General features: G+C 55.0%; 18 protein-coding genes. 5 read left to right on the top strand and 13 right to left on the bottom strand.

Annotated elements, in window-relative coordinates; genetic code table 11:
* Positions 1–110 precede the first annotated feature (110 nt).
* Positions 111–335: an FMN-binding negative transcriptional regulator gene (locus F7Q90_RS04165; RefSeq protein WP_006119185.1), complete on the bottom strand. Its 225-nt coding sequence runs from the start codon at positions 333–335 to the stop codon at positions 111–113.
* A 97-nt stretch (positions 336–432) separates the two neighbouring features.
* On the opposite strand from F7Q90_RS04165, the gene F7Q90_RS04160 reads away from it, so the two are divergent.
* On the top strand, positions 433–849 hold the full coding sequence (locus F7Q90_RS04160; RefSeq protein WP_006119187.1) for a GFA family protein: 417 nt from the start codon (positions 433–435) through the stop codon (positions 847–849).
* A gap of 5 nt (positions 850–854) precedes the next feature.
* Here the strand turns inward: F7Q90_RS04160 and F7Q90_RS04155 are convergent, their stop codons facing one another.
* Positions 855–1,958, bottom strand: a complete 1,104-nt coding sequence (locus tag F7Q90_RS04155) for a HipA domain-containing protein (RefSeq protein WP_006119192.1) — start codon at positions 1,956–1,958, stop codon at positions 855–857.
* The gene (gene hipB, locus F7Q90_RS04150) at positions 1,958–2,197 is read right to left on the bottom strand and encodes a type II toxin-antitoxin system antitoxin HipB (RefSeq protein ID WP_006119197.1); all 240 of its coding nucleotides are present in this window, start codon (positions 2,195–2,197) and stop codon (positions 1,958–1,960) included. Before hipB ends, F7Q90_RS04155 begins: the two co-directional genes overlap by 1 nt.
* A 113-nt stretch (positions 2,198–2,310) precedes the next feature.
* Here hipB and F7Q90_RS04145 point away from each other — a divergent pair, with 113 nt between their 5' ends.
* On the top strand, positions 2,311–2,703 hold the full coding sequence (locus F7Q90_RS04145) for a GNAT family N-acetyltransferase (RefSeq protein WP_006119198.1): 393 nt from the start codon (positions 2,311–2,313) through the stop codon (positions 2,701–2,703).
* On the opposite strand, the gene F7Q90_RS04140 is transcribed toward F7Q90_RS04145, so the two are convergent.
* Complete coding sequence (locus F7Q90_RS04140) at positions 2,639–4,732, bottom strand: glycoside hydrolase family 3 N-terminal domain-containing protein (RefSeq protein WP_006119199.1); 2,094 nt, start codon at positions 4,730–4,732, stop codon at positions 2,639–2,641. The genes F7Q90_RS04145 and F7Q90_RS04140 overlap by 65 nt on opposite strands.
* 21 nt (positions 4,733–4,753) lie before the next feature.
* Complete coding sequence (locus tag F7Q90_RS04135; RefSeq protein WP_006119200.1) at positions 4,754–6,133, bottom strand: MFS transporter; 1,380 nt, start codon at positions 6,131–6,133, stop codon at positions 4,754–4,756.
* A 521-nt stretch (positions 6,134–6,654) separates the two neighbouring features.
* Between F7Q90_RS04135 and F7Q90_RS04130 the strand changes: the two genes are divergently transcribed.
* Positions 6,655–7,287: an acyl-homoserine-lactone synthase gene (locus tag F7Q90_RS04130; RefSeq protein WP_006119202.1), complete on the top strand. Its 633-nt coding sequence runs from the start codon at positions 6,655–6,657 to the stop codon at positions 7,285–7,287.
* Here the strand turns inward: F7Q90_RS04130 and F7Q90_RS04125 are convergent.
* A complete protein-coding gene (locus F7Q90_RS04125; protein WP_006119203.1) occupies positions 7,259–8,008 on the bottom strand; it encodes a helix-turn-helix transcriptional regulator in 750 nt (249 codons plus the stop codon). The two genes, F7Q90_RS04130 and F7Q90_RS04125, sit on opposite strands and share 29 nt — an antisense overlap.
* A 610-nt stretch (positions 8,009–8,618) precedes the next feature.
* Here F7Q90_RS04125 and F7Q90_RS04120 point away from each other — a divergent pair.
* Positions 8,619–9,512, top strand: a complete 894-nt coding sequence (locus tag F7Q90_RS04120) for an SDR family oxidoreductase (RefSeq protein ID WP_006119205.1) — start codon at positions 8,619–8,621, stop codon at positions 9,510–9,512.
* A 50-nt stretch (positions 9,513–9,562) separates the two neighbouring features.
* On the opposite strand, the gene ampC is transcribed toward F7Q90_RS04120, so the two are convergent.
* On the bottom strand, positions 9,563–10,705 hold the full coding sequence (gene ampC, locus F7Q90_RS04115; RefSeq protein ID WP_006119207.1) for a class C beta-lactamase: 1,143 nt from the start codon (positions 10,703–10,705) through the stop codon (positions 9,563–9,565).
* Positions 10,706–11,041: 336 nt separating this feature from the next.
* Positions 11,042–12,223: a glycosyltransferase family 4 protein gene (locus F7Q90_RS04105; RefSeq protein WP_006119208.1), complete on the bottom strand. Its 1,182-nt coding sequence runs from the start codon at positions 12,221–12,223 to the stop codon at positions 11,042–11,044.
* A gap of 269 nt (positions 12,224–12,492) precedes the next feature.
* Between F7Q90_RS04105 and hpxO the strand changes: the two genes are divergently transcribed.
* Entirely contained in the window at positions 12,493–13,650 is a 1,158-nt protein-coding gene (hpxO, locus tag F7Q90_RS04100; protein WP_006119210.1) for an FAD-dependent urate hydroxylase HpxO, read from the top strand.
* Positions 13,651–13,684: 34 nt separating this feature from the next.
* Here hpxO and dcp read toward each other — a convergent pair whose 3' ends face one another.
* Genes dcp through guaD form a run of 5 tightly spaced genes read right to left on the bottom strand, consistent with a single transcriptional unit; the run spans position 13,685 to position 21,672 of the window.
* On the bottom strand, positions 13,685–15,727 hold the full coding sequence (gene dcp / locus F7Q90_RS04095) for a peptidyl-dipeptidase Dcp (RefSeq protein ID WP_006119211.1): 2,043 nt from the start codon (positions 15,725–15,727) through the stop codon (positions 13,685–13,687).
* A 60-nt stretch (positions 15,728–15,787) separates the two neighbouring features.
* The gene (gene xdhC / locus F7Q90_RS04090) at positions 15,788–16,564 is read right to left on the bottom strand and encodes a xanthine dehydrogenase accessory protein XdhC (RefSeq protein WP_006119212.1); all 777 of its coding nucleotides are present in this window, start codon (positions 16,562–16,564) and stop codon (positions 15,788–15,790) included.
* Complete coding sequence (gene xdhB / locus F7Q90_RS04085) at positions 16,561–18,918, bottom strand: xanthine dehydrogenase molybdopterin binding subunit (protein ID WP_006119213.1); 2,358 nt, start codon at positions 18,916–18,918, stop codon at positions 16,561–16,563. The genes xdhC and xdhB overlap by 4 nt, the downstream gene beginning before the upstream one ends.
* Positions 18,908–20,347 (bottom strand): xanthine dehydrogenase small subunit, encoded by a 1,440-nt coding sequence (gene xdhA, locus F7Q90_RS04080; protein WP_006119214.1) that lies wholly within the window; start codon positions 20,345–20,347, stop codon positions 18,908–18,910. The genes xdhB and xdhA overlap by 11 nt, the downstream gene beginning before the upstream one ends.
* On the bottom strand, positions 20,344–21,672 hold the full coding sequence (gene guaD, locus F7Q90_RS04075; RefSeq protein ID WP_006119215.1) for a guanine deaminase: 1,329 nt from the start codon (positions 21,670–21,672) through the stop codon (positions 20,344–20,346). The genes xdhA and guaD overlap by 4 nt, the downstream gene beginning before the upstream one ends.
* Positions 21,673–22,033 lie beyond the last annotated feature (361 nt).

Raw genomic sequence — 22,033 nt, 5'->3', positions numbered from 1 at the left:
AATGGAGGCGAAGCGCCTCAAGGAGCCATGTCCGGTGTTTCACGCGATAGTGTCCATTAAAAAATGATGGACACTATTTTCCCGGAACCGGAGCCCGCTGCACAGACGGTTTAAATGTGACGCTTACGAACGCTCAGCAGGCACGGCTGCTGCGCCAGCGCAACCCGTTGCGGATTATTGCGTGCCAGATGTGTTTCAAGAACGTTTTCACCGTTGAAGCAAAACGGAATATGGCTGATTTGCAGATCGCTGCTCACCAGCGTTCCAAACGTGTGCTGCGTGAGAAAATGTCTGCACTCTTCCGGCGTCATGCTGGTGTCTTTTACGTTAAGCATTCACAATATCCTGGCTGAATTCCCTTTCGTCTTTATGCCATTAACCCCTCACCTCTGTCACGCTGCGAAACGTGACAGGATGAAAAAGGAGCAAGCGATGACAGAAATCACTTCAGGACAGTGCCACTGTGGTGCGGTTGCGTTTACTGTTGAACTGCTGGATGGACTGAATACGGCCCGACGCTGTAACTGTTCATTTTGCCGGATGCGCGGTGCCGTGGTGGTGTTTGCCCCTGCTTCGGGGCTGACGATCCACAAAGGGAAAGCGGCGCTGAGTGAATACCGCTTTAATTCCGGACAGGCGGTGCATTATTTCTGCTCGGTTTGTGGTATTTACACCTTCCACCAGAGCCGCTCTAATCCCGAACAGTTCGGGGTTAACGCGGCGTGCCTGACAGGCGTTTCCCCTTTTGATTTCGCCTCCGTTCCCGTGACGGATGGCATGAACCATCCCAAAGATGGGGGCAAAGGCGGCGTGGCGGGACATCTGATTTACCAGCCGGAAACGTCATGATCCCTTCAGGTCAGCGAACGGACCTGTTCGAGCATCAGCAATGAATGGCTGAAAATCGCATCGGCCACCACCAGAGAAACCTCTTCTGGCAGGCTGCCACGTACCCGGATCATCGCAGCCGGTAAAGCAGACACAAAGCCATTCAGGATAGTGTGCATCTGCTCCTCACTGAACCGCACGCTGCGGGCACTGCCCAGAAAGTGTGAGGGCGCGATCTGCGTGATGCGATGCAGCTTGCCCGCCGGGCCAGTGACACCAAGGGGTAACTGGATGTCATCGCGGTCCATTTTGCGCTGAGAGCGCGCGGGCCAGGCGGAGACCAGACAACGAAACGGTGCCAGCCGAAAACTCCCCTCGCGCTCGATGAACAATCTGATATGTCGGGCATCCAGACTGGTGATGCCTGTTAACCACTGAAATACCAGGCAACGCATTATCGCTTCGCGATCGGTAAGCGCGCTGCGCGATCCCATCAGTAATCCCATCAGTGCCTCAAGGCCCGGACCGCCCGATTGTTCATGACTGCATGCGGGCGGGAATCCCAGCGCCTGGCACAGGTTTTCGGTGGGAAGGCGGTAGCACTGCGTCCGGTCCGCATTCCAGCGACGGTCGTCACGCGTGATGCACAATTGCCAGCCCCCGCCTTCCTGGCGAAGCGGCCTGGCATCCGGTACAGGCAGGCCCAATTCACGCGCCAGCGCAAGACACAGAAAGGCGTTGTCGCTGTCGGCATGTGCGCTGGCCATATCGGACATTATGGATTCGTCATCCAGCTCAACGGGCTGCTGGTTTACCGGCAGCATGATAAGTGCACCCGGTAACCGGTATCCCACTTTTTGCAATACGGTGAAAACCCCACAGGATTTTGTCTGGAAAGCTTGGTTCTTTTCCTTTTCTGTCAATGGGATGGGGCTTAGTAGGTTTTCGAAGAAATAGCTCACCCTGACTGAGTGGTGGGCGGCACGTTGCAGCGGCAGTGACAGTGAGAGAGGCCGGGTGAGCGGATGCTGAAGCCAGCTGGCAGCGTACTGGAAGCTCAGCGTCCCGTCATGATGCTGCATTAACGTTCCGACCCGCTCACCGTTCATCCAGGCGATGAGTTTTGCCATTACCAGGCATCCTCCGCTAGCGTGGTCGGGGGCGTTTTGATCTGCAGCGCCAGAGCAATATCCAGCGCCTGCAAAATTTTAAACAGCGTTTCCAGTGAGGTAGACTCAGGATAATTTTCAAAATGAGACAGCGTTGCCTGTTTCAGGCCCACGCGTTTGGCCAGGTCGGTTTGGGTCCAGCCCTGCTGCTGACGCAGGCGTTTCAGCTGATTGGCTAACTGCCGGGGACTGTAAATCATCTTGCGCGCTCCATCATTCATCAGAATTTATCCCTTGAAGGGGATATTTATAGCGTTGATGCCCCTTTTGATAACGGCAATATTATCCCTTGCAGGGGATATAAGGACAAAAAATGAGCAGGCCCGTTAACACCACTTTTCCGCTGACCGTGACTCACACGCTGAGTGAGCAGGACAAGCAGGATCTCTTTACCGGGCTGCGTGCCTGGAATCATCAGTTTATTGACACGGCGTTATGGGGACCGCTGTCGGTCATGTGTCGTCACGATCAGGGGCCGTTACAAGGCGGACTGGCTGGCAGCATTAAAGGCCGCTGGCTGTGTATTGATTACCTGTGGGTTAGTGAAGCCCAACGTGGTGCGGGCCTGGGCGGTGAGCTGATTCGTGCTGCGGAACAGGCGGCTGTGGCCAGAGGCTGCCACAGCGCACAAGTGGATACCTTTAGCTTTCAGGCCCTGCCCTTTTACCAGAAACAGGGCTATGTCCTGAAAAATTGGTCACGGTGATCCGCAGGCGGATCTCGCCATCGATCGCGACCTGATCCTGTTCAGGCTGAGGCGCGCCCCAGTCGAACGTCGTCCAGCCCAAACCGAAGCCAAACGGATAGCGTGCGCCAAAATGAAACGCGATAGGCGTTCCACCGCTTTTCAGTTTGTGGTTGTAATAGAACGGCATCGCGCCGACGTTTTTCGGGATACTGACCACCAGTCGCCCCTGCGGTTCTGCCCGCCCCGTCAGCACATCGGCAATCGCCCAGCCGCCTTCCTGGCCCGGCGCCCAGGCGAGCATGAAGGCCGCGACGCGCTCCTCCAGTCCTTGCAGGTTGTAAGGTCGCCCACCCGTCATCACCACAATCAGGGGCTTACCTGTGGCGGCCAGCGCCTCCAGCAGCGGCTGCTGAACGCCGGGCAGAGTCAGGCTGTCGGTATCCGATCCTTCGCCTACGGTGCCGCTTTGAAACAACCCCGCCAGATCCCCCACGCAGGCAATCACGACATCGCTTTGTCGGGCAACCTCAACCGCCTCGTCAATCAACCCGGTGTCCTGAGACACCGGCGACTGCTGCATTGGTTTCGCCCCGCTGTCCCCCGGGAAAACCGGCGCACCGGCGGTGCGGGTTTCAATGATATGGCACCCTTTGGCATAGCGGACCTGCTGTTCACCCAGATAGTGTTGCATTGCGGCCAGCGGCGTGGTGACCTGCGATGTTTCTTCCAGCATATCGCTGATGATCAGGTGAACCGGAAAACTGTAGCCGCTCAGCAAAGCCAGCGGATCGTCAGCACAGGGCCCGACTACCGCCACGCGCGCGCCGGTTTTCAGCGGCAGAATCCCGTTATTTTCCAGCAGTGTAATTGACTGTGTTGCGACCGTACGCGCTACCTGACGGGTTTCCTCGTGCTGAAGACAAATGTCCGCTTCACGGATGTACGGATCGTCGAATAACCCCAGGCGAAATTTTTCTGTCAGAATACGGCTGACAATACGGTCAATCGTTTCCATCGACAGCAGTTGACGGGATACCGCCTCGGCCAGATGACGCGCGCAGTCATCCTTAGGCAGTTCGACATCCAGACCGGCATTAAACGCCAGTGCCGCCGACTCCGCCGCATCCTGCGAAATGCCGTGATGCTGATGTAGCAAACTGACGCCGCCATAGTCCGCCACGATAAGGCCATCGAATCCCCACTGCTCCCGAAGCACGTCGGTCAGTAAAAAACGATCGCTGTGGCTGGGTTGATTATCGATGTCATGGTAAGCGGGCATGACCGAGCCGGCATTAGCCAGCTTTACGGCCATTTCGAACGGCAGCAGGAACGTGTCGTTCAGTTCGCAAAAACCGAGATGGACAGGCGCATGATTGCGCGCACCTTCGCTAAATGAATGGCCTGCATAGTGTTTCAGCGTAGCCAGCAGATCGCGCCGCTCGCCCTGTAAACCTTCGACATAGGCCGTTGCCATCACGCCCACCAGCCAGGGATCTTCTCCAAAGGTTTCTTCCGTTCTGCCCCAGCGGACATCCCGTGACACATCCAGTACCGGAGCCAGCCCCTGCTTACAGCCAACGGAACGCGCTTCGGCACCGATATGCTGTGCCGCCCGTTTCACCAGCCCGGCATCCCAGGTAGAACCGTAGTTAAGCGAGGACGGAAAGAGCGTAGCGCCTTTGCAGAGTAAACCCACGAGGCACTCCTCATTAAACAGGGCCGGGATGCCAAGGCGCGAGCCTTCAACCAGGTCGCGTTGTAAACGGTTCGCGGCACGCACGCCAGTGACGGCATCAACAATGTGCGTGCCCAAAGGACAGGTAATCTGACCGACGCCGTGCGTTAACCGCGCCTTCAGGATGGTGTGTTCGCTGACGCCCGTGAAGTCATCGCTCAAATCGCTTCGCGGCTGATGATTGCCCTGTTCATCCAGGATGAGCCAGTAGGCGTGCATCTGGGCGAACTTCTCTTCGGCCGTCATGCGCGACAACAGATCGTCTACGCGTACGTCGATGGGCTGATGAGGATCCTTATACATCTCGGTCATGTTTCTCTCCTTTCGCTGAGATCAAATTGTGTTTTCAGCATCGTGTCGGGCTTCTGCGGCGCGTTTTGCCGCCAGCGCTTCGGCAATCGCATTGACTCGCGGGCTGTTAAGTTGGTAGAAAAAAAGCAGAAGCAGCATGGCGATAAACAGCACGCCGGGGATGATGTTATGCATCAGGTTGATGGTGGTAATGACCTGGGGTGACTGTGCAGCGACGCCGGGTTGGTAGTGCACCAGACCGAGGATCCAGCCCACGACGGCACCGCCCATGGCCAGGCCAAATTTGATGGCAAATAAGGCGGTTGAGAAAACCAGGCCGTCGAGACGTCTGCCGCTGCGATGTTCTTCATAATCCACGACGTCAGAAAACATATTCCATTGAACAGGCGTGGTCAGATTCTGAACAAAGCCAAAAACAATATTTAACCCAATGATTAACCAGACCTGGGACGGTGGAATTAAATAAATGACCGTCAGAAAGAAAACAAAACTGACAAGACAGACCTGATAAGCACGAATGCGGTCGAATTTTCCTAATATACGTTCTGATAAAAATGCACCGCATAATGCGGCTATCATGCCCGTAACAATAAAAGTAAAGACCAGGTCAGGTCGCCGTAAGACATAATTCATGTAATAAAGGGGCGATGAGCCGCGCGTCACGACGGCGGTCAGGAGCAGGATGTTAAAAATAATAATGATGCGCCACTGATTGTTTTTAGCGAGCAGCTTGAGATCCGACCACATTGACCCCGCTGTATCGTTGTGGGGTAAATAACGCTCACGCGTCATAAAGAAGCAGCAGTAGATTAACACCACGCCCAGAAATCCCATCAGGCCCATGGCGTAAAGGTAACCCTCTGCCTTGTCTCCCTGCCCCAGCAATTCGACCAGCGGCAGGCCGATCACCGTGACCACCAGTCCGCCGATAAACGCACAGGCAAACCGCCAGGATTGCAGCGAATGGCGCTCGCGTGGATCCAGGGTTAAGGCTCCGGGCATCGCGCAGTAAGGCACATTGACAGCAGAATAAATAAAACTGAGAATTGCATAGGTGACGCAGGCATAGACAATTTTGGCGGTCGGGCCTGCATCCGGCACGTAAAAGGTGATCAGGCAACTGACGCCGAACGGAATCGCGAACCACATGAGCCACGGGCGAAAACGGCCATGACGGGTTCGGGTACGATCGACCAGTGCCCCAATACAGGGATCGACAAACGCATCGGCCAGGCGCACCACTAAAAACATGGTGCCCATAATCGCGGCCGGTAAGCCGAACACATCCGTGTAAAAATAGGCCAGAAATAAGGTGGCGGTTTGCCATACCATCGAACTGGCGGCATCACCGATGCCGTAACCCAGTTTTTCTTTCGTTTTAAGCTCAGAGGATATAGTCATTATAATTCGCCTTATAATTCGGTAATTACCTGTCTTAATCAGCTATCCCTGGCCCACGCGCAGGCAGGCCCGGCTCAAGTATTAGTAAACTGCGCCAGGTCAACAATTACCGAAATTAACAGCCAAATTATGTTTTTTAGTTTTTTCTGTGGTTTGTGATACAGGACATATTGATTACTCTCTAATATAAAATTTTGCGCGAACCGGGGATGAAAAATAGCGATGTGCATCTGGCATTAATCTGTTAAATGCCCCTTTAGCACAAACCGACTGGGAAAATATGCATTTTTGAAATAGTATTGTTTAGTTACTATTTGTATTGTGTTCTGCCGCGTTATGACAAATAATATCCCTTCAGGGACAGTTTTACCGCTTGAGACGCTTTATCCTGCCCATTGACAGACAGAAAACCACGCCATTCGCTCGAATAATGGTTAATTAACTGAACGTCATAGTGAAAAGCTTGTAAAATCAGTGCAGGATAACCGCGAGGGCCGCAGTAACTTTTAAGAGGAAATGGAATGCTTGAACTGTTTGACGTCAGTTACGAAGAACTGCAAACCACCCGTTCAGAAGAACTTTATAAACTTCGCAAGAAAACATTTAGCGATCGTCTGGGATGGGAAGTCATTTGCAGTCAGGGAATGGAGTCCGATGAATTTGATGGGCCCGGTACACGTTATATTCTGGGAATCTGCGAAGGACAATTAGTGTGCAGCGTACGTTTTACCAGCCTCGATCGTCCCAACATGATCACGCACACTTTTCAGCACTGCTTCAGTGATGTCACCCTGCCCGCCTATGGTACCGAATCCAGCCGTTTTTTTGTCGACAAAGCCCGCGCACGTGCGCTGTTAGGTGAGCACTACCCTATCAGCCAGGTCCTGTTTTTAGCGATGGTGAACTGGGCGCAAAATAATGCCTACGGCAATATCTATACGATTGTCAGCCGCGCGATGTTGAAAATTCTCACTCGCTCTGGCTGGCAAATCAAAGTCATTAAAGAGGCTTTCCTGACCGAAAAGGAACGTATCTATTTGCTGACGCTGCCAGCAGGTCAGGATGACAAGCAGCAACTCGGTGGTGATGTGGTGTCACGTACGGGCTGTCCGCCCGTCGCAGTCACTACCTGGCCGCTGACGCTGCCGGTCTGATAAGATCCAGTTCTACACCCAGTCTGATAGCCTGTCGGGCGTTACTGACGCCCAGTTTCACGACCACATTCTTGATGTGAAACTTCACGGTACTCACAGAAATGCCCGTAATAGCGGCAATCTCAGCATAGGTTTTGCCCATACTCGCCCAGTACAACACCTCATTTTCACGCGAGGAAAATATCGTTTTGTCCGCGCTCTGATTTAACGCCGGGGCTCGCTCGCCTTCGGTACCGGCCAGGCGGTACATCTGCTCGTTAAAATCAATCAGCAGCATCTGCATCGTGCCCTGTTCGGCAGCAAGGCGTTGCTCCAGCGCAGTCTGATCGTTGCCTTTAATGATCACGGACAACAGAGCAAGGTTGTTCATGTGGTCATGCAGGACATAGGTAAAGCCGTTAACGATGTTGTATTGCTTGGATAAAGAGAAAATTTTGGTGAACCGCAGGTCGGACATCAGCGTAATATTCTCATCCCAGGCAAACGGCGAGGTGCGTTTAAAGGCCGTGAGAATAACCGGATCGGTCAGCTGAAAGTTGTTAGCGCGGTATAACCTAATCCATTCGTCAGGATAACTGGAAATAATCAGAACATTTGAAGGATTTTTTTTGCTCACAACAGTGTAAGCGTAATCCGGACTACCCAGCGGAGATAACTTTCTCTGTATGTAAGTCTGAAGCGTATCCGTTATTGTTTGATTTTCAAGGAAAAAAGAAAACATTCAGGCTCCATGCTGCTTCTTTTACTTAACGTGGACTTAACCTGCACTATAGTACAGGCAAGATGATACTTAAGAGTAACTTACAATGAATCATTCAGAGGTTACAATGGCTTCAGTTGTTTAGCGGTAAAAAAAAACCTGACCTGTACGGCCAGGTCGCTAAAACAGCCAACACTAGGGAAAACGTCCGGCCAGACGTCACAAAATATAAAGTGATGCTGGCCGGGACACTCATAGTAACATCTTTGAAACATTTGTACAAACATTCACGGTTACTCAATCTGCAGCAATTCTCCCCCTTAATGACTGTTAATACAATCTCTTATTTTCTCCCGTAATAACTGCTAGTTTCTCAGCCACTTAGGCGCTATTCCCCTTTCGTGCACGCCCTCTCTGTTTCCTGCCAGACTGGTCTGCGCCCCTGAATGCGGCCCCGCTGGCCCTATATTCCACTGTTTCCGCTGCGCTTATCGGTAAATTCAGGGGATTAAAAACGTCTTTTTGCCTTTTTTTAACTGCCTGAGCGCAAATAATAAGCATATGAATGTGACAAAAATCACATCTGTGCCAGGCTTAAGTTCTCTGACACGACTGTTTAAGGAGCTTACGCATGACAACGTCAAATAAGGCTATTCTCGATCCCGATCGTTTCCCGAAGCCGCCGTTCAGACAGCAGCCGCAGCAGGCACCCGGCCTGGCGAGCGAAATGGACCCGCCACCCGACCACGGTGAAACCAGCTATCGTGGTCACGGTCGTCTGACTGGCCGTAAAGCCCTGATCACAGGGGGAGATTCCGGTATCGGTCGCGCTGTGGCCATCGCCTATGCACGTGAAGGTGCCGATGTGGCAATTAACTATTTGCCAGAAGAAGAGTCCGATGCGGCTGAAGTGATTAAACTGATTGAAGCCGAAGGCCGTAAAGCCGTCGCCATTCCCGGCGATCTGCGCTCTGAAGCCTTTTGCCAGAAACTGGTGAATGAAGCCGCCGACAAACTGGGCGGACTGGATATTCTGGTCAATAATGCCGGACGCCAGCAGTTTAATGAATCCATTCTTACGCTGAGCACCGAAGATTTTGATGCCACCTTTAAAACGAATGTTTACGCGCCCTTCTGGTTAACAAAAGCGGCGCTGGCTCACCTGCCGCGCGGTGCAGCGATTATTAATACCTCTTCTGTGCAGGCGTTTAAACCCAGCGATATCCTGCTGGATTATGCGCAGACCAAAGCCTGTAATGTGGCCTTTACCAAAGCGCTGGCAAAACAGTTGGGGCCGGAAGGCATCCGCGTGAATGCCGTTGCGCCAGGTCCGTACTGGACACCGCTGCAGCCCAGTGGCGGCCAGCCGCAGGAAAAAGTGGAACAGTTTGGTGCTGATGCGCCGCTGGGCCGTCCCGGTCAACCGGTTGAAATCGCACCGCTCTATGTCACTCTGGCTTCCGATGAGTGCAGTTTTGCCTCGGGCCAGGTGTGGTGTTCAGACGGCGGTACAGGCACAGTGTAACGCATCGATCTCCGTCGATATGATGGCCGCCCTGTGCGGCCATTTTTAGTTCAGTCCGATGCCAGCATAGCCATGATGGCAACCGCCGCTTTGATACGCTCCGGATTGGGATAGTTTTTATTGGCCAGCAGGATTACCCCGCTGTTTTGTTGCGGGACGAACGCGATATAGGCACCAAAGCCCTTTGTGGAGCCGGTTTTATGCACCCAACTGGCGCGATCCATGGGTTGAGCCGGGCTCAGAATGGTCGCGGGCTGTGTGGACAGCGCGGCCTGAGTGTCACTGGCGGTAACGATCGTCTGGCTGTCAATGGGCCAGGGGTAAATTTCCCACCCCAGCCCCTGATACAGTTCACCTGCGCGCAGGTAACGAGACTGCGCGGTCAGAATGCCATTTCGCAATGCCGTATTCCCGGACGACAATCCATTAGGATTCGCATTGGCCTGCATAAAAGCCATCATGTCGCGCGCGGTGGACTTCACGCCGCTGGTCTCTGCTGACAGCATACCCGGCGAGACGCGTACCGGTTTACCGTCCTGATAACCCCAGGCGTAATCAAACATCATCGACGGGGGCACCGTATAAAAGGTGCGTGTCAGCCGCAACGGCGTGATAACGTCCTTTTGCATCGCCTCCTCAAATTCCCCCTTCACCATCAAATAGCCCAGCAGACCAATACTGACATGAGAATAGTGACGCTGTGTACCCGGCGCGGCGTCCGGTTGCCACTGCTGCGCGTAAGCCAGTAGTTCATCCTGACTGGTTACCTCATCGGGCAGATGTAACGGCAGTCCGCCTGCGCTGTAGGTGGCAAGATGGACCATCCATCGGCTTTGCCACTGCGGGCCGTTTAACGCGGGCCAGTAGCGGGAGACCGGATCGTTCAGACGCAGCGCACCGTTGCGAATCAGCACGCCCGCCAGCACGCCCGTGAATGTCTTACTGACGGACCCCAGTTCGAACAGCGTATTTTCTGTCACGCGCCGGTCGCTCGCGGTATCGGCCACACCAAAGTTAATGTACTGAGGGCGACCTTTATACAGCACGCCGACCGACATGCCGGGAATGCCCTGCTGCGCCATCAGCGGATCAATCACGCTTTTCACCCGTTCGGCGATGGTCTGAGACGACAAGTCAGCCGCCTGGGCGCTGGCGGTAAACGCAATCAGTAATGCAGTGAGAAAAGATTTCATCAGTACTCATTCAGGTGACAGGTTATTGACACTGTGCCGCACAGGATTGCACACAGAGCTGTGCCTGAGTACTGCAGTCACTTGAGTTTCGCGTATTACAATGAGATTGCTCAACATAACAGCGAGTCTGACAGCTGGAGAGATCACATTTCGCCGCGACGGGCGTGAGTTGCGGCAACGGTGTGCGAGGGGGAAACGTGTGAGCGGGCTGCGCCAGGGCGCTGCTGCCCATGAAGCAGGTCAGCAGCAGAGCATACAAGTTTTTCATAACCGATCTCCAGAGATATGCGTCAGACAAGTATGATGACTCTGACGCATAACGTCTGGTAAATCTTGCTAAATTGAGAGCGCGGGCGGATGTTCCACGGCCTGGACCACGCCACGGCGATAAATATCGTTCAGTCTGGCGCAATACTGACGCGGATCGTGCTGCTGCTTGATGCGCAGAATCGCGCCCTCGCCTTTTTCCGTTAACTGCTGTGGCTGCGCAAGAATGTCCAGCAGGGTTGTCTTAATGCCGTCTATTAATGCCCGACGTAGCCGGTGTTTCTCGGCTTCGCTGTTGACCTGATATTCGCGGTCATCGTTGAGTTCGCCATCAATCAGCCAACCGGCGGTGGGCGGATTAATTTCAGGCAACGCACGAACGTTACTGGTCAATACCGGACAGCCGCTGGCCTGCATTTCCAGTACGGAAAACCCGTAGGTTTCCTGCCAGGTCGGCAGCAACCCCACATCGCTTTGCTGGAACAACTGCATCAGTTCACGATTATCCTTGCGGGAATGGTGCGTGAAGCAGGCATGGCGCGTGATGCGATCTTCAATGTCCCGATAAAACGCGTCGTTATCCTGGAAAGCGCGATGGGCAACATTATGACGTTTCGTCAGCTCACCAATCAACTGAACGTCGAGTTGGCCAGCATCAATCTGTCCCGTTTCAATCAGCTCGCTGATGGCCAGCACGACTTCTGCGCCGCCTTTACGGTAAAACTCGTTGCCAACAAACACCAGGCGGAGTTTATCGCTTTGCCGTGGGCGCTTCTGTTGCGTAAACAGGGTTTGCGGTGGATGCATCACCAACGTTTTTGCGCGAATTTTCGCGGCGACATCGGGTTTAAACAGCTTCATCTGAATATGCAAGGTGGCATCGGAAATGGCGATCAGGCCAAAACAGTTATCCTTGAGCAAATACGGAATCAGTTGTTTGAGTTCAGGATTATCCTGCTTGGCGACGCCCGCTACAGGTAGAACACGCGGCAGCTCAGTCTCGAAGGTCGCGACCCAGTTCATGGGCGTAATGGCGACTTCATTAAACAGATGCAGGATATCGGGCTTCTCCCCTATTGCGAAGGGCACGGGGACAAACACAAAGCGTTTATTCTTCTTGAGTAAACGTGTACGCAGCGGATTGAGGAAATAAAACAGGTTGCGCTTTTTCAGGTTGATGTAGTGATTGTCCGGATTCACCAGGATATTGCGCTGCTCCGGATAGTGCGTATTGCTGATGCCAATTTTCATGAAAGATTCCGAAGTCGTTGTCGTAGGGCGTGATCTATATCACGCTCTGAATTGCATGTTTCATAGGCAACATCTTAAAAGCGCGTGGTTTATGTGGTTTACAGAATATTCCTGCACTGGCGCGGTGCGGCCTTTTGCACGGTTTGCGTGCAGGCTGGAAAGATTATTCCTCAATATCAGCGAGTTGCGCCTTGTTCATGCGGGTTGCCGCCTTTTCATCGCCTGGAACAAAAATTGCAAGATATGACGCAATGCAAAGGAGAGAACATATGAAAGCGATCGTTATCGGTGGCGGAATGGGCGGCATGACGGCGGCCCTCGCGCTGGAGCAACAGGGTTTTCAGACGGAAGTCTATGAGGCGGTAAAAACCATTCGGCCCGTCGGCGCTGCGATTTCGGTCTGGCCTAATGGCGTGAAATGCCTGAATTCGCTGGGCCTGAAAGACAAAGTCCGCGCGCTGGGCGGTAATATGGCCTTTATGGCCTATAAGGATGCATTGTCGGGTGAAACCCTGACACGGTTCAGTTTATCGCCACTGGTGCAGCAGGTAGGTGAATTCCCCTATCCGATTGCCCGCGCCGAGTTGCAGGCCATGCTACTGGATGCCTACGGCCGCGACAGAGTGCATTTTGGTAAACGTATCGTGCAGGTGGAACAGCACGCCACGGGCGTTGTCGCCACCTTCGAAGACAACAGCCAGGCTGAAGGCGATTTTCTGGTCGCGGCAGACGGCACGCACTCTGTTGTGCGGGACTATGTGCTGGGGGAAAAGCTGCCACGCCGTTACGCGGGCTATGTGAACTGGAACGGTCTGGTGAACATTGATGAGTCCATCGCGCCTGCGGACCAGTGGACAACCTTTGTAGGGGATGGCAAGCGCGTATCGTTAATGCCGGTAAGCGGAAACCGCTTTTACTTTTTCTTTGATGTCCCGCTGCCTGCGGGGCTGGAACAGGACCGCACTACCGCGCGTGACGATTTGCGCCGCTATTTCAGCGGCTGGGCAGCCCCGGTACAAAAACTGATTGCGGCCATTGATGTGGACACCACCAACCGGGTTGACATTCACGATATCGAGCCGTTTCAGCGCTTCGTGAAAGGCCGGGTGGTGCTGCTTGGCGATGCCGCGCACAGTACCACGCCGGATATTGGTCAGGGCGGCTGTGCCGCGATGGAAGATGCCATTGTACTGGCTTCAGCCCTGGCTGCGCATTCGCTTGGCATCGAAGATGCGCTGCTGCGTTATCAGGCGCGCCGCGTTGACCGTGTCAAAGACCTGGTTTTAAAAGCGCGCAAGCGTTGTGATATCACGCATGCAAAAGATCCGGTGATGACGTCGGAGTGGTATCAGTCATTAAGAAATGAAACCGGCGAGCGCGTACTGGCGGGCTTGTGCGAGACCATTGAAGGCGGTCCGCTGGGGTAAAAAAACAAAGGGCGGATTCTCCGCCCTTTGTTGCTCAGTCGGCCAGGCCGCGATTTTTTAACATCGGCTCAAGCTTCGGTTCGCCCCCGCGCCAGGCTTCATATAACGCTTTGAGATCACTGCTGTTGCCGCGAGACAGGATCTTCTGGCGGAAAATATCGCCATTTTTGCGCGTCAGTCCGCCGTTTTCGACAAACCACTGATAGCCGTCATCCGCCAGCATCTGCGTCCAGATATAAGCGTAATAACCCGCGGCATAGCCACCGCCCCAGATGTGCTGGAAATAGCTGGAGCGATAGCGCGGCGGGACGGCCGCCATATCGAGATCATCACTGCGCAGCGCCTGTTGCTCGAATCCGTCAACGGACTGTACCGGCTGACCGCCATCCAGGCTGTGCCAGTGTAGATCCAGCAACGCGGCGGCCAGCAGCTCGCTCATCTCGTAGCCTTTATTAAACTTGCCCGCCCTGATGATTTTTTCATGCAGCTCGGCGGGCATCGGCTCACCCGTCTGGTAATGGCGGGCATAATGACGAAACACCTGTGGCTCGCTGGCCCAGTGCTCGTTGATTTGTGAAGGGAATTCAACAAAATCACGTGGCGTTGCTGTGCCGGACAGGCTGGGATAACGCTGGCTGGCAAACAGGCCGTGCAACGTATGCCCGAACTCATGAAACAGGGTTATCACCTCATCCCAGCTCAGGAGTGCGGGTTCCCTCTCCGCGGGTTGCGTGTAGTTGCAGACGTTGTAAATCACGGGTTTGCTGTCGAGGAGCGTGGACTGATTAACAAAGTTGCTCATCCAGGCACCACCGCCTTTACTGTCGCGTTTGAAGAAGTCCGTGTAAAACAGCGCAAGCCCGCTCCCGTCAGCATCGAAAATTTCGTACACCTGTACATCCGGATGGTAAACCGGCAGATCGTGACGTTGCGCGAACGTAATACCATAAAGCTGCGTGGCCGCCCAGAAAAAGCCCTGTTCCAGTACCGTGTTGAGCTCAAAATAGGGCTTGATCTGATTCTCATCTAAATCGTACTGGGCCCGCCTGACCTGCTCGGCGTAGAAATTCCAGTCCCAGGCGCTGAGGATAAAATCCCCCTGCTGCTTATCGATCGTTTGCTGAATCGCCGCGGCTTCGCGTTCGGCCCTTGCCCGGGCGGCAGGCACAATATTACGCATAAACGCCAGAGCGGCCTCGGGCGTTTTGGCCATCTGATCCTGCAGTTGCCAGGTCGCAAAACTGGCGAATCCTAACAGCCTCGCCTGTTCGGCACGCACCTGTGACAGCCGAAGCACTAACTGTCGGGTATCGTTATCATCGTTTTTCTCGCTGCGCGTCAGGGCCGCATGAAACAGGGCCTGGCGCGTTGCGCGCACCGTCAGCGATTGCAGTGCGGGCTGTTGCGTCGTGTTTTGCAGCACCAACAGCCACGCGTTTTCCAGACCACGCGCCTTCGCGGCGGCCCTGGCGACGGCCAGATCGGACGCGCTCAGACCGGCTAACTGTTGCACATCCTCGACGACCAGACCGCCGGCCTTCGTGGCCGCCAGCAGCTTATTCGTGAACTGGGTACTGAGCCGCGCCGCCTCCTGATTCAGGGTTTTCAGTTGCTGTTTCTGCGCTTCGGGCAGATTGGCACCGGCAAGCTGAAAGCGCTGCCAGAGAATTTCTACCAGACGTCTGGATTCGGCATCCAGCTGGTTTCGTTGCACATAGACCTGATCGATGCGTGAAAACAGCGGACGATTCAGCATGATCTCATCATTAAGCGCGGTCAGTTGCGGCGTAATCTCTTCATCGATCTGTTGTAAATAGGGGCTGGTATTCGCCGAGGTCATGGCATTAAACACCAGGCTTACCCGGGTCAGCAGCTGGCCACTTTTCTCCAGCGCTTCACAGGTATTCTGGAACGTCGGGGCATCAGCGGATGTGGCAATGGCCAGGACTTCCTGACGTTTCTCTTCGAGACCGGCCTGCAGCGCGGGCAAAAAGTCCGTTTCCTGAATCTGGTCAAACGGTGGCGTGTGATAAGGCAGACTGCTGACGCTAAAGAAAGGGTTTTGACGGGCGTTCATAGGCGCTCCTGATAGTCTACACAGTGTTTCATAGTGGCAGGTCGCCTCGGGTAGAACAACCTATCCGCGTTGTTGCTGGTACACCGCAATAATCTCACCCGCAATCGCCACGGCGATTTCGGCGGGCAGTTTCCCTTTTACATCGGGTAAGCCCACCGGGCAACGCAGGCGCGCCAGCCGGACGTCGTCGATGCCTTTGCCGGCCAGACGATAGCGAAAGCGCTGGCTTTTTGTCTGCGAGCCAATGACGCCCGCGTAGTGGAAATCTCCCCGTTTGAGAATGGCTTCACAGAGCGCAAGATCCAACGGATGGTGGTGCGTCATCACGATATAATAGCTGCCAGCGGGCGCCTCAGCCACTGCGTCCAGCGGATCGTCAGGCTGCTGGATGCGCACCCCGGGCGGCACAGATAAAAAAATATTTTCCCGGCTGTCAATCCAGTTAATGTGACAGGGTAACGTTGCCAGCACATTCACCAGCGCCTGACCCACATGGCCCGCGCCAAATACCAGGATTTCCGGCTGTGCCTGCAACAGGGGTTCGAATAACATGGTGGTCATGCCGCCGCAGCACTGGCCCAGCCGTGCCCCCAGACTGAAATCCTCTGTGTGCGGGCTTGCCTGCCCGCTTTCCAGCAGTGCGCGGGCCTGCGCGATACACTGAAATTCCAGATGTCCGCCGCCAATTGTTAAAAAGGTTTCCTTCGCCGTCACCACCATTTTAGCGCCGCCGTCCCGGGGTACCGAGCCACGATCGCGCAGCACAGTGACCAGTACGCAAGGCTGGCGCGTTTCACGGAGATGGTGCAGGATGCTTATCCAGTCATGGAAAATCATCCACGCCTCCCGGCCATACGCTGTGCGCCCCAGAATACCCGCTCCGGCGTAGCAGGCGCGTCCAGCCCCGGATGTTGGCGATAGTCCGCGAGACTGGCGACCGCATCCTGTAATGCGCACCAGGCGGCGATCCCCAGCATGAAAGGCGGCTCGCCCACTGCCTTGGAATGGAATACAGTATCCTGCGGATTCTTACGGTTTTCGACCAGTGTGACGCGCATATCGGCGGGCACATCGCTGATTGCCGGAATTTTGTAGCTGGCCGGACCGTTCGTCATCAACTGGCCTTTGTCATTCCAGACCAGTTCCTCACAGGTCAGCCAGCCCAGCCCCTGCACGAAGCCGCCCTCGACCTGACCGATGTCAATGGCTGGATTCAGTGAGGCCCCGACATCATGCAGAATATCCGCCCGTAATAACCGGTATTCGCCCGTCAGCGTATCCACAATCACTTCGCAACAGGCGGCCCCGTAAGCGAAATAGTAAAACGGTTCGCCCCGATCAGCCTGACGATCGTAGTGGATGCCAGGCACGCGATAATATCCCGTCGCGGAGAGCGGCACCTGATTAAGCCAGGCAAGCTGGGCGACCTGAGCGAACGTGTAATAGTGATCGCCTGCGCGCACCACGCCGTTGTTGAAACTTACCGCCTCGGGGAGACAGTTATGCAGCGAACACAGCATAGTGCGCATGCGTTCACGCAGGATTTCCGCCGCATTTTGCGCCGCTTTGCCGTTCAGATCCGTACCACTGGAAGCCGCGGTCGGCGATGTATTGGGCACTTTGCCGGTGTCTGTGGCGGTGATCTGGATCTTATCGGTATCGATTTGCAGCACCTGCGCGACAATCTGCGCCACTTTGGTATTGAGCCCCTGGCCCATTTCCGTTCCGCCGTGGTTGAGTTGTACTGTGCCATCGGTGTAGATCAGAATCAGCGCACCGGCCTGGTTGAGAAAACTTGAGGTGAAAGAAATCCCAAACTTCACCGGCGTCAGCGCAAGACCGCGTTTTAGCAGCGGACTGCTGGCATTAAAGGCCGCGATGGCTTCCCGCCGCGTGTGGTAATCACTGCTGATTTCCAGCTGTTCCGTGATCTCATCCAGCAGATTATCTTTCACCTGCTGGTGGTAATGCGTGATATTGCGCTCGTGTTTACCGTAGTAGTTCCGTTTACGCAGCGTCAGCGGATCGATTCCGCGCTCGCGGGCGATATGGTCCATAATCTGCTCTATCGCCACCATGCCCTGCGGACCGCCAAACCCGCGAAACGCAGTATTGGACGCGGTATTGGTGCGGCAGCGGTAACCGGTAATCCGCGCATCGCCGAGGTAGTACGCGTTATCGGCATGAAACATTGCCCGATCCACAATCGATCCGCTGAGATCCAGTGAGTAACCACAGTTACCTGCCAGATCGATTTTCACGCCACACAAGCGGCCGTCATCCTCAACCCCCACGTCGTAGCGCACAAAAAACGGATGCCGTTTGCCGGTAATACGCATGTCATCACGCCGCGCGAGGCGCATTTTCACGGCGCGCCCGGTCAGCCTGGCGGCGACAGCACACAGGCAGGCAACACCGGCGGCCTGGGTTTCCTTGCCGCCAAATCCGCCGCCCATACGCCGCATATCAATCGTGACCTTGTTCATGGTGATGCCCATGACTTCGGCCACCAGCTTTTGAATTTCAGTGGGGTTCTGCGTCGAACAAAAGACCTGCAATGCGTCGTCTTCGCCGGGAATCACCAAGGCGGTTTGCGTTTCCAGATAGAAATGCTCTTGTCCGCCAATGTGGAACGCCCCCTGAACCCGATGCGGCGCGCGCGCCAGTGCCGCCTCAACGTCACCGCGCTGATGAATATGGGGTTCCTGCACGAAGCTGCCCTGCTTCAGCGCGTCTTCGACATCCAGCAGCGCCGGAAGACTGGCGTACTCAATCATCGCCGCGTTAGCGCCCTGACGCGCCGCTTCAGGCGTTTCGGCCAGTACGGCAATCACAATCTGGCCCACATAGTGGACGATATCCTGTGCCAGAAGCGGATCGCCTGGCTGCAAGGGCCCGATATCATTGACGCCGGGCACATCCTGCCAGGTCAGTACGCGTACTACGCCCGGAACCGCGTAACAGGGTTGCAGATCGACGCGTGTAATACGCGCATGCGCGTGGTCGCTCAGACGCGGACAAAGGTGCAGTAAGCCCGGCTGTTCTGCTTTATCGTCAATATATTGCGCTTCACCGGAGACGTGTTTTTCCGCACTTTCGTGTTTTTGACTGCGTCCTACGCCCGTGGTCATATCGCTGGCGAACAGGACGGGTAACGCAGATTCAGGCAATGCCGGACGATTATGAGACATAGCGGCTTACCTCTGTGATGGCGAGTCCGTTTGAACGGTAAACATAACGACGCAACAGGTTACAGGCGACCTGCAGACGGTAATCTGCGCTGGCCCGGAAATCGCTCAGCGGCTGAAACGTCGCTTCCAGCGCCTGACAGGCTCTCGCCAGCGTTTCCGGCGATAAAGCGGCACCACACAGCGCCTGTTCACAGGCGACCGCACGAAGCGGCGTTGCCGCCATACCGCCGAATGCAATATGCGCACGCGTGACGATGCCGTTATCGGTATGAATATTAAAGGCGGCAAACACCGCTGAAATGTCGTCATCCAGTCGTTTTGAGACTTTCCAGGCCACGAAATCCGGTGACACTGTCACTTTAGGAATCAGAATGGTGTGAATAAACTCCCCCGGCCTTAGCACTGTCTGTCGGTAGCCCGTGAAAAAGCCATCGAGCGGCACGGTGCGTTGCGTGTCGCCGTGCTGCAGCAGTAGCGATGCATTAAGCGCCAGCAGCGTAGGCGAGGCATCACCAATCGGCGAAGCGTTCGCAAGGTTGCCGCCCAGCGTGCCGAGTTGACGAATTTGTAGCGAGGCAAAGCGCGTCAGCATTCCGGCAAAACCCGGAATGCGCGTCGCCATAAAATCGGCAATGTGCTCCAGCGACGCAGCGGCACCCAGTTGATAGTGTTTATCGTCCTCGCCGCAGGCTTTCAGTGCGTCAACCTGCCCCAGGGCAATCATTTTGGTGAGATGCTGGTCGCGCTGGGTAATCAGCAGGCTGAGATCGGTGCCGCCCGCCAGCAATGCGGCATCAGGATGGGCGATACAGCATTCGGCAAGCTGCTGCACGGTTTTCGGGATAAAACAGGTGCGACCGTTCTTTTCCAGCGTCTGGATAGCCTCGTGTGTCAGGTTCATCAGCTGTTCAGTCACCTGCTGTGCCTGACGATCAAAGCTGTCGGGCTGAACATCGCTCAGGCTTTGCTCGGCAGCCGCCATGATGGAACGGTAGCCGGTACAGCGGCACAGGTTACCCGCCAGCGCATGTTCGGCCTGCTGACGATTCCACTCAGGCTGGTTTTTTTGCAGACTGAACAGCGACATGACAAAACCCGGCGTACAGAATCCACACTGCGAGCCATGGCAGTCCACCATTGCCTGCTGTACCGGATGCAGGCTTTTTCCCTGGCGTAAATCCTCAACCGTAATGAGTTGCTTACCCTGTAACCCACTGACCAGCATCAGGCAGCTGTTCACGGTCTGGTAGGTGAGCTTCCCGTCTACGACACTGCCCAGCGTGACGCTACACGCGCCGCAGTCGCCGGAGGCACAGCCCTCTTTGGTGCCGCAGCGACGCTGATGCGTGCGCAAATACGACAGGACCGTCAGATTGGGATCGAGCTGCTCTTCTGTCACCGGACGGTCATTAAGCAGGAACTGAATCATGCGGCGTTCTCCTTTGCTGCGGATTGCCAGACCGGGCGACCGTTAACCCAGGTTTGTACGATATTTCTGTCATCGCCGAGCGTCATCAGCACAAACAGTTTTTCCCAGATATCTTTACTGTTTGCCATGCGTAACCTCTGCAAGGCGGACACGGCGGGATCCAGCACCACAAAGTCCGCTTCTTTGCCCGGGGCGAAGTTACCGATGTGTTTGTCGAGATCCAGCGCATGGGCGCCGCCCAGTGTGGCGTGATAAAACGCTTCTGCGGCGCTCAGTTTGTACTGCTGCAGTTGCCCCACTTTGTAGGCTTCTCCCAGCGTTTGCAGCATATTGAAGGTGGTGCCGGCGCCTACATCGGTGCCGATGCCCACGTTAACGCCCTGCTGCCAGCTCCGCTGGATATTGAACAGGCCGCTGCCCAGAAACAGGTTTGAGGTGGGGCAAAATGCTATGGCGGAGTTCGTATCATGCAGGCACTGCCACTCCTGTGTTTCCAGATGCAGACAGTGCGCGAATACGCTGCGGCGCCCGGTCAGCTGATACTGATGATACACATCCAGATAACCGTTATGGTCAGGAAAAAGCTGCTTCACCCAGGCCACTTCGTGGGGGTTTTCGCTAAGGTGCGTATGAACCCAGACATCCGGGTGACGCTGGCGAAGCGCCTGAACTTTCTCCAGCAGCGCCGGAGAAGAGGTCGGAGCGAAACGCGGCGTCAGCGCATAATTAAGGCGGCCGCGCTCGTGCCAGCGCGCAATCAGCGCCTCCGTCTGGGCATAGCTCTCTTCTGGCGTTTCTGTCAGGTAGTCCGGGGCATTGCGATCCATCATCACTTTGCCTGCGATAATACGCATATTAAGCGCCTCGGCTGCGCTGAACAGCGCATCTACCGACTGCGGGTGCACCGTGCCGAAAATCAACGCGCTGGTCGTGCCGTTCGCCAGTAACTGCTGCAGGAAAAATGCTGACATCTGCGCGGCATAATCCGGGCAGTGATACTGCGCTTCCACGGGAAAAGTGTACTGATTCAGCCACTCCAGCAGTTGCTCGCCAAAGGCACCGATCATTTCCGTTTGCGGATAATGAATATGGCAATCGACAAAGCCCGGGATGATCAGCTTACCGCGCAGGTCAATCATGCCGCCTGCATTCAGGCTGTCTGTGCTCTCCTGCCAGGGACGCAGATCGACAACACGCCCTTCACGCAGCGTCAGCACGCCATCGTCCAGATAGCGTGCCTGCGCCAGTATCGATTCGGGATCGTGTGCCACTGCGGCAAAATCGAAGAAGCTGGCGCGAATCGCCGCGTCCGTATATGTCAGCATAATGTTTCCTCTGCCGGGCGGGGTAAATGTCGCCCTGTGCCTTAACCCTGGTCTCTGTTTGAACATTTTGCAAGAGTCATGCCAGCCTTGTTTATAAAATAAAAAGTTATATATCAGTAACTTAATCAAAATTATTCGTTGCGCAACGAAAAAACGTCTTAATACACGACGCAAACGGTTGCCATTCTTTCGCAATCGGTTGCCTGCATAATGATGGCCAAAATGCGCCCTGCCGGCCTGACGCGCTTGCACAATAACGGGGCGGGCTGCACGAAAACAGCGCAGACCGCGGGCGACCATGCACGTAAAATTCAGCGGACATCGCCAAAAATGCCGTGTTAAGGTGAAAGGAACACCATGA

Source organism: Pantoea stewartii subsp. stewartii (assembly GCF_008801695.1).
GTDB lineage: Bacteria > Pseudomonadota > Gammaproteobacteria > Enterobacterales > Enterobacteriaceae > Pantoea > Pantoea stewartii.
Note: the sequence above shows the minus strand (reverse complement) of the source record. Positions and strands in the feature narration are given on the sequence as shown.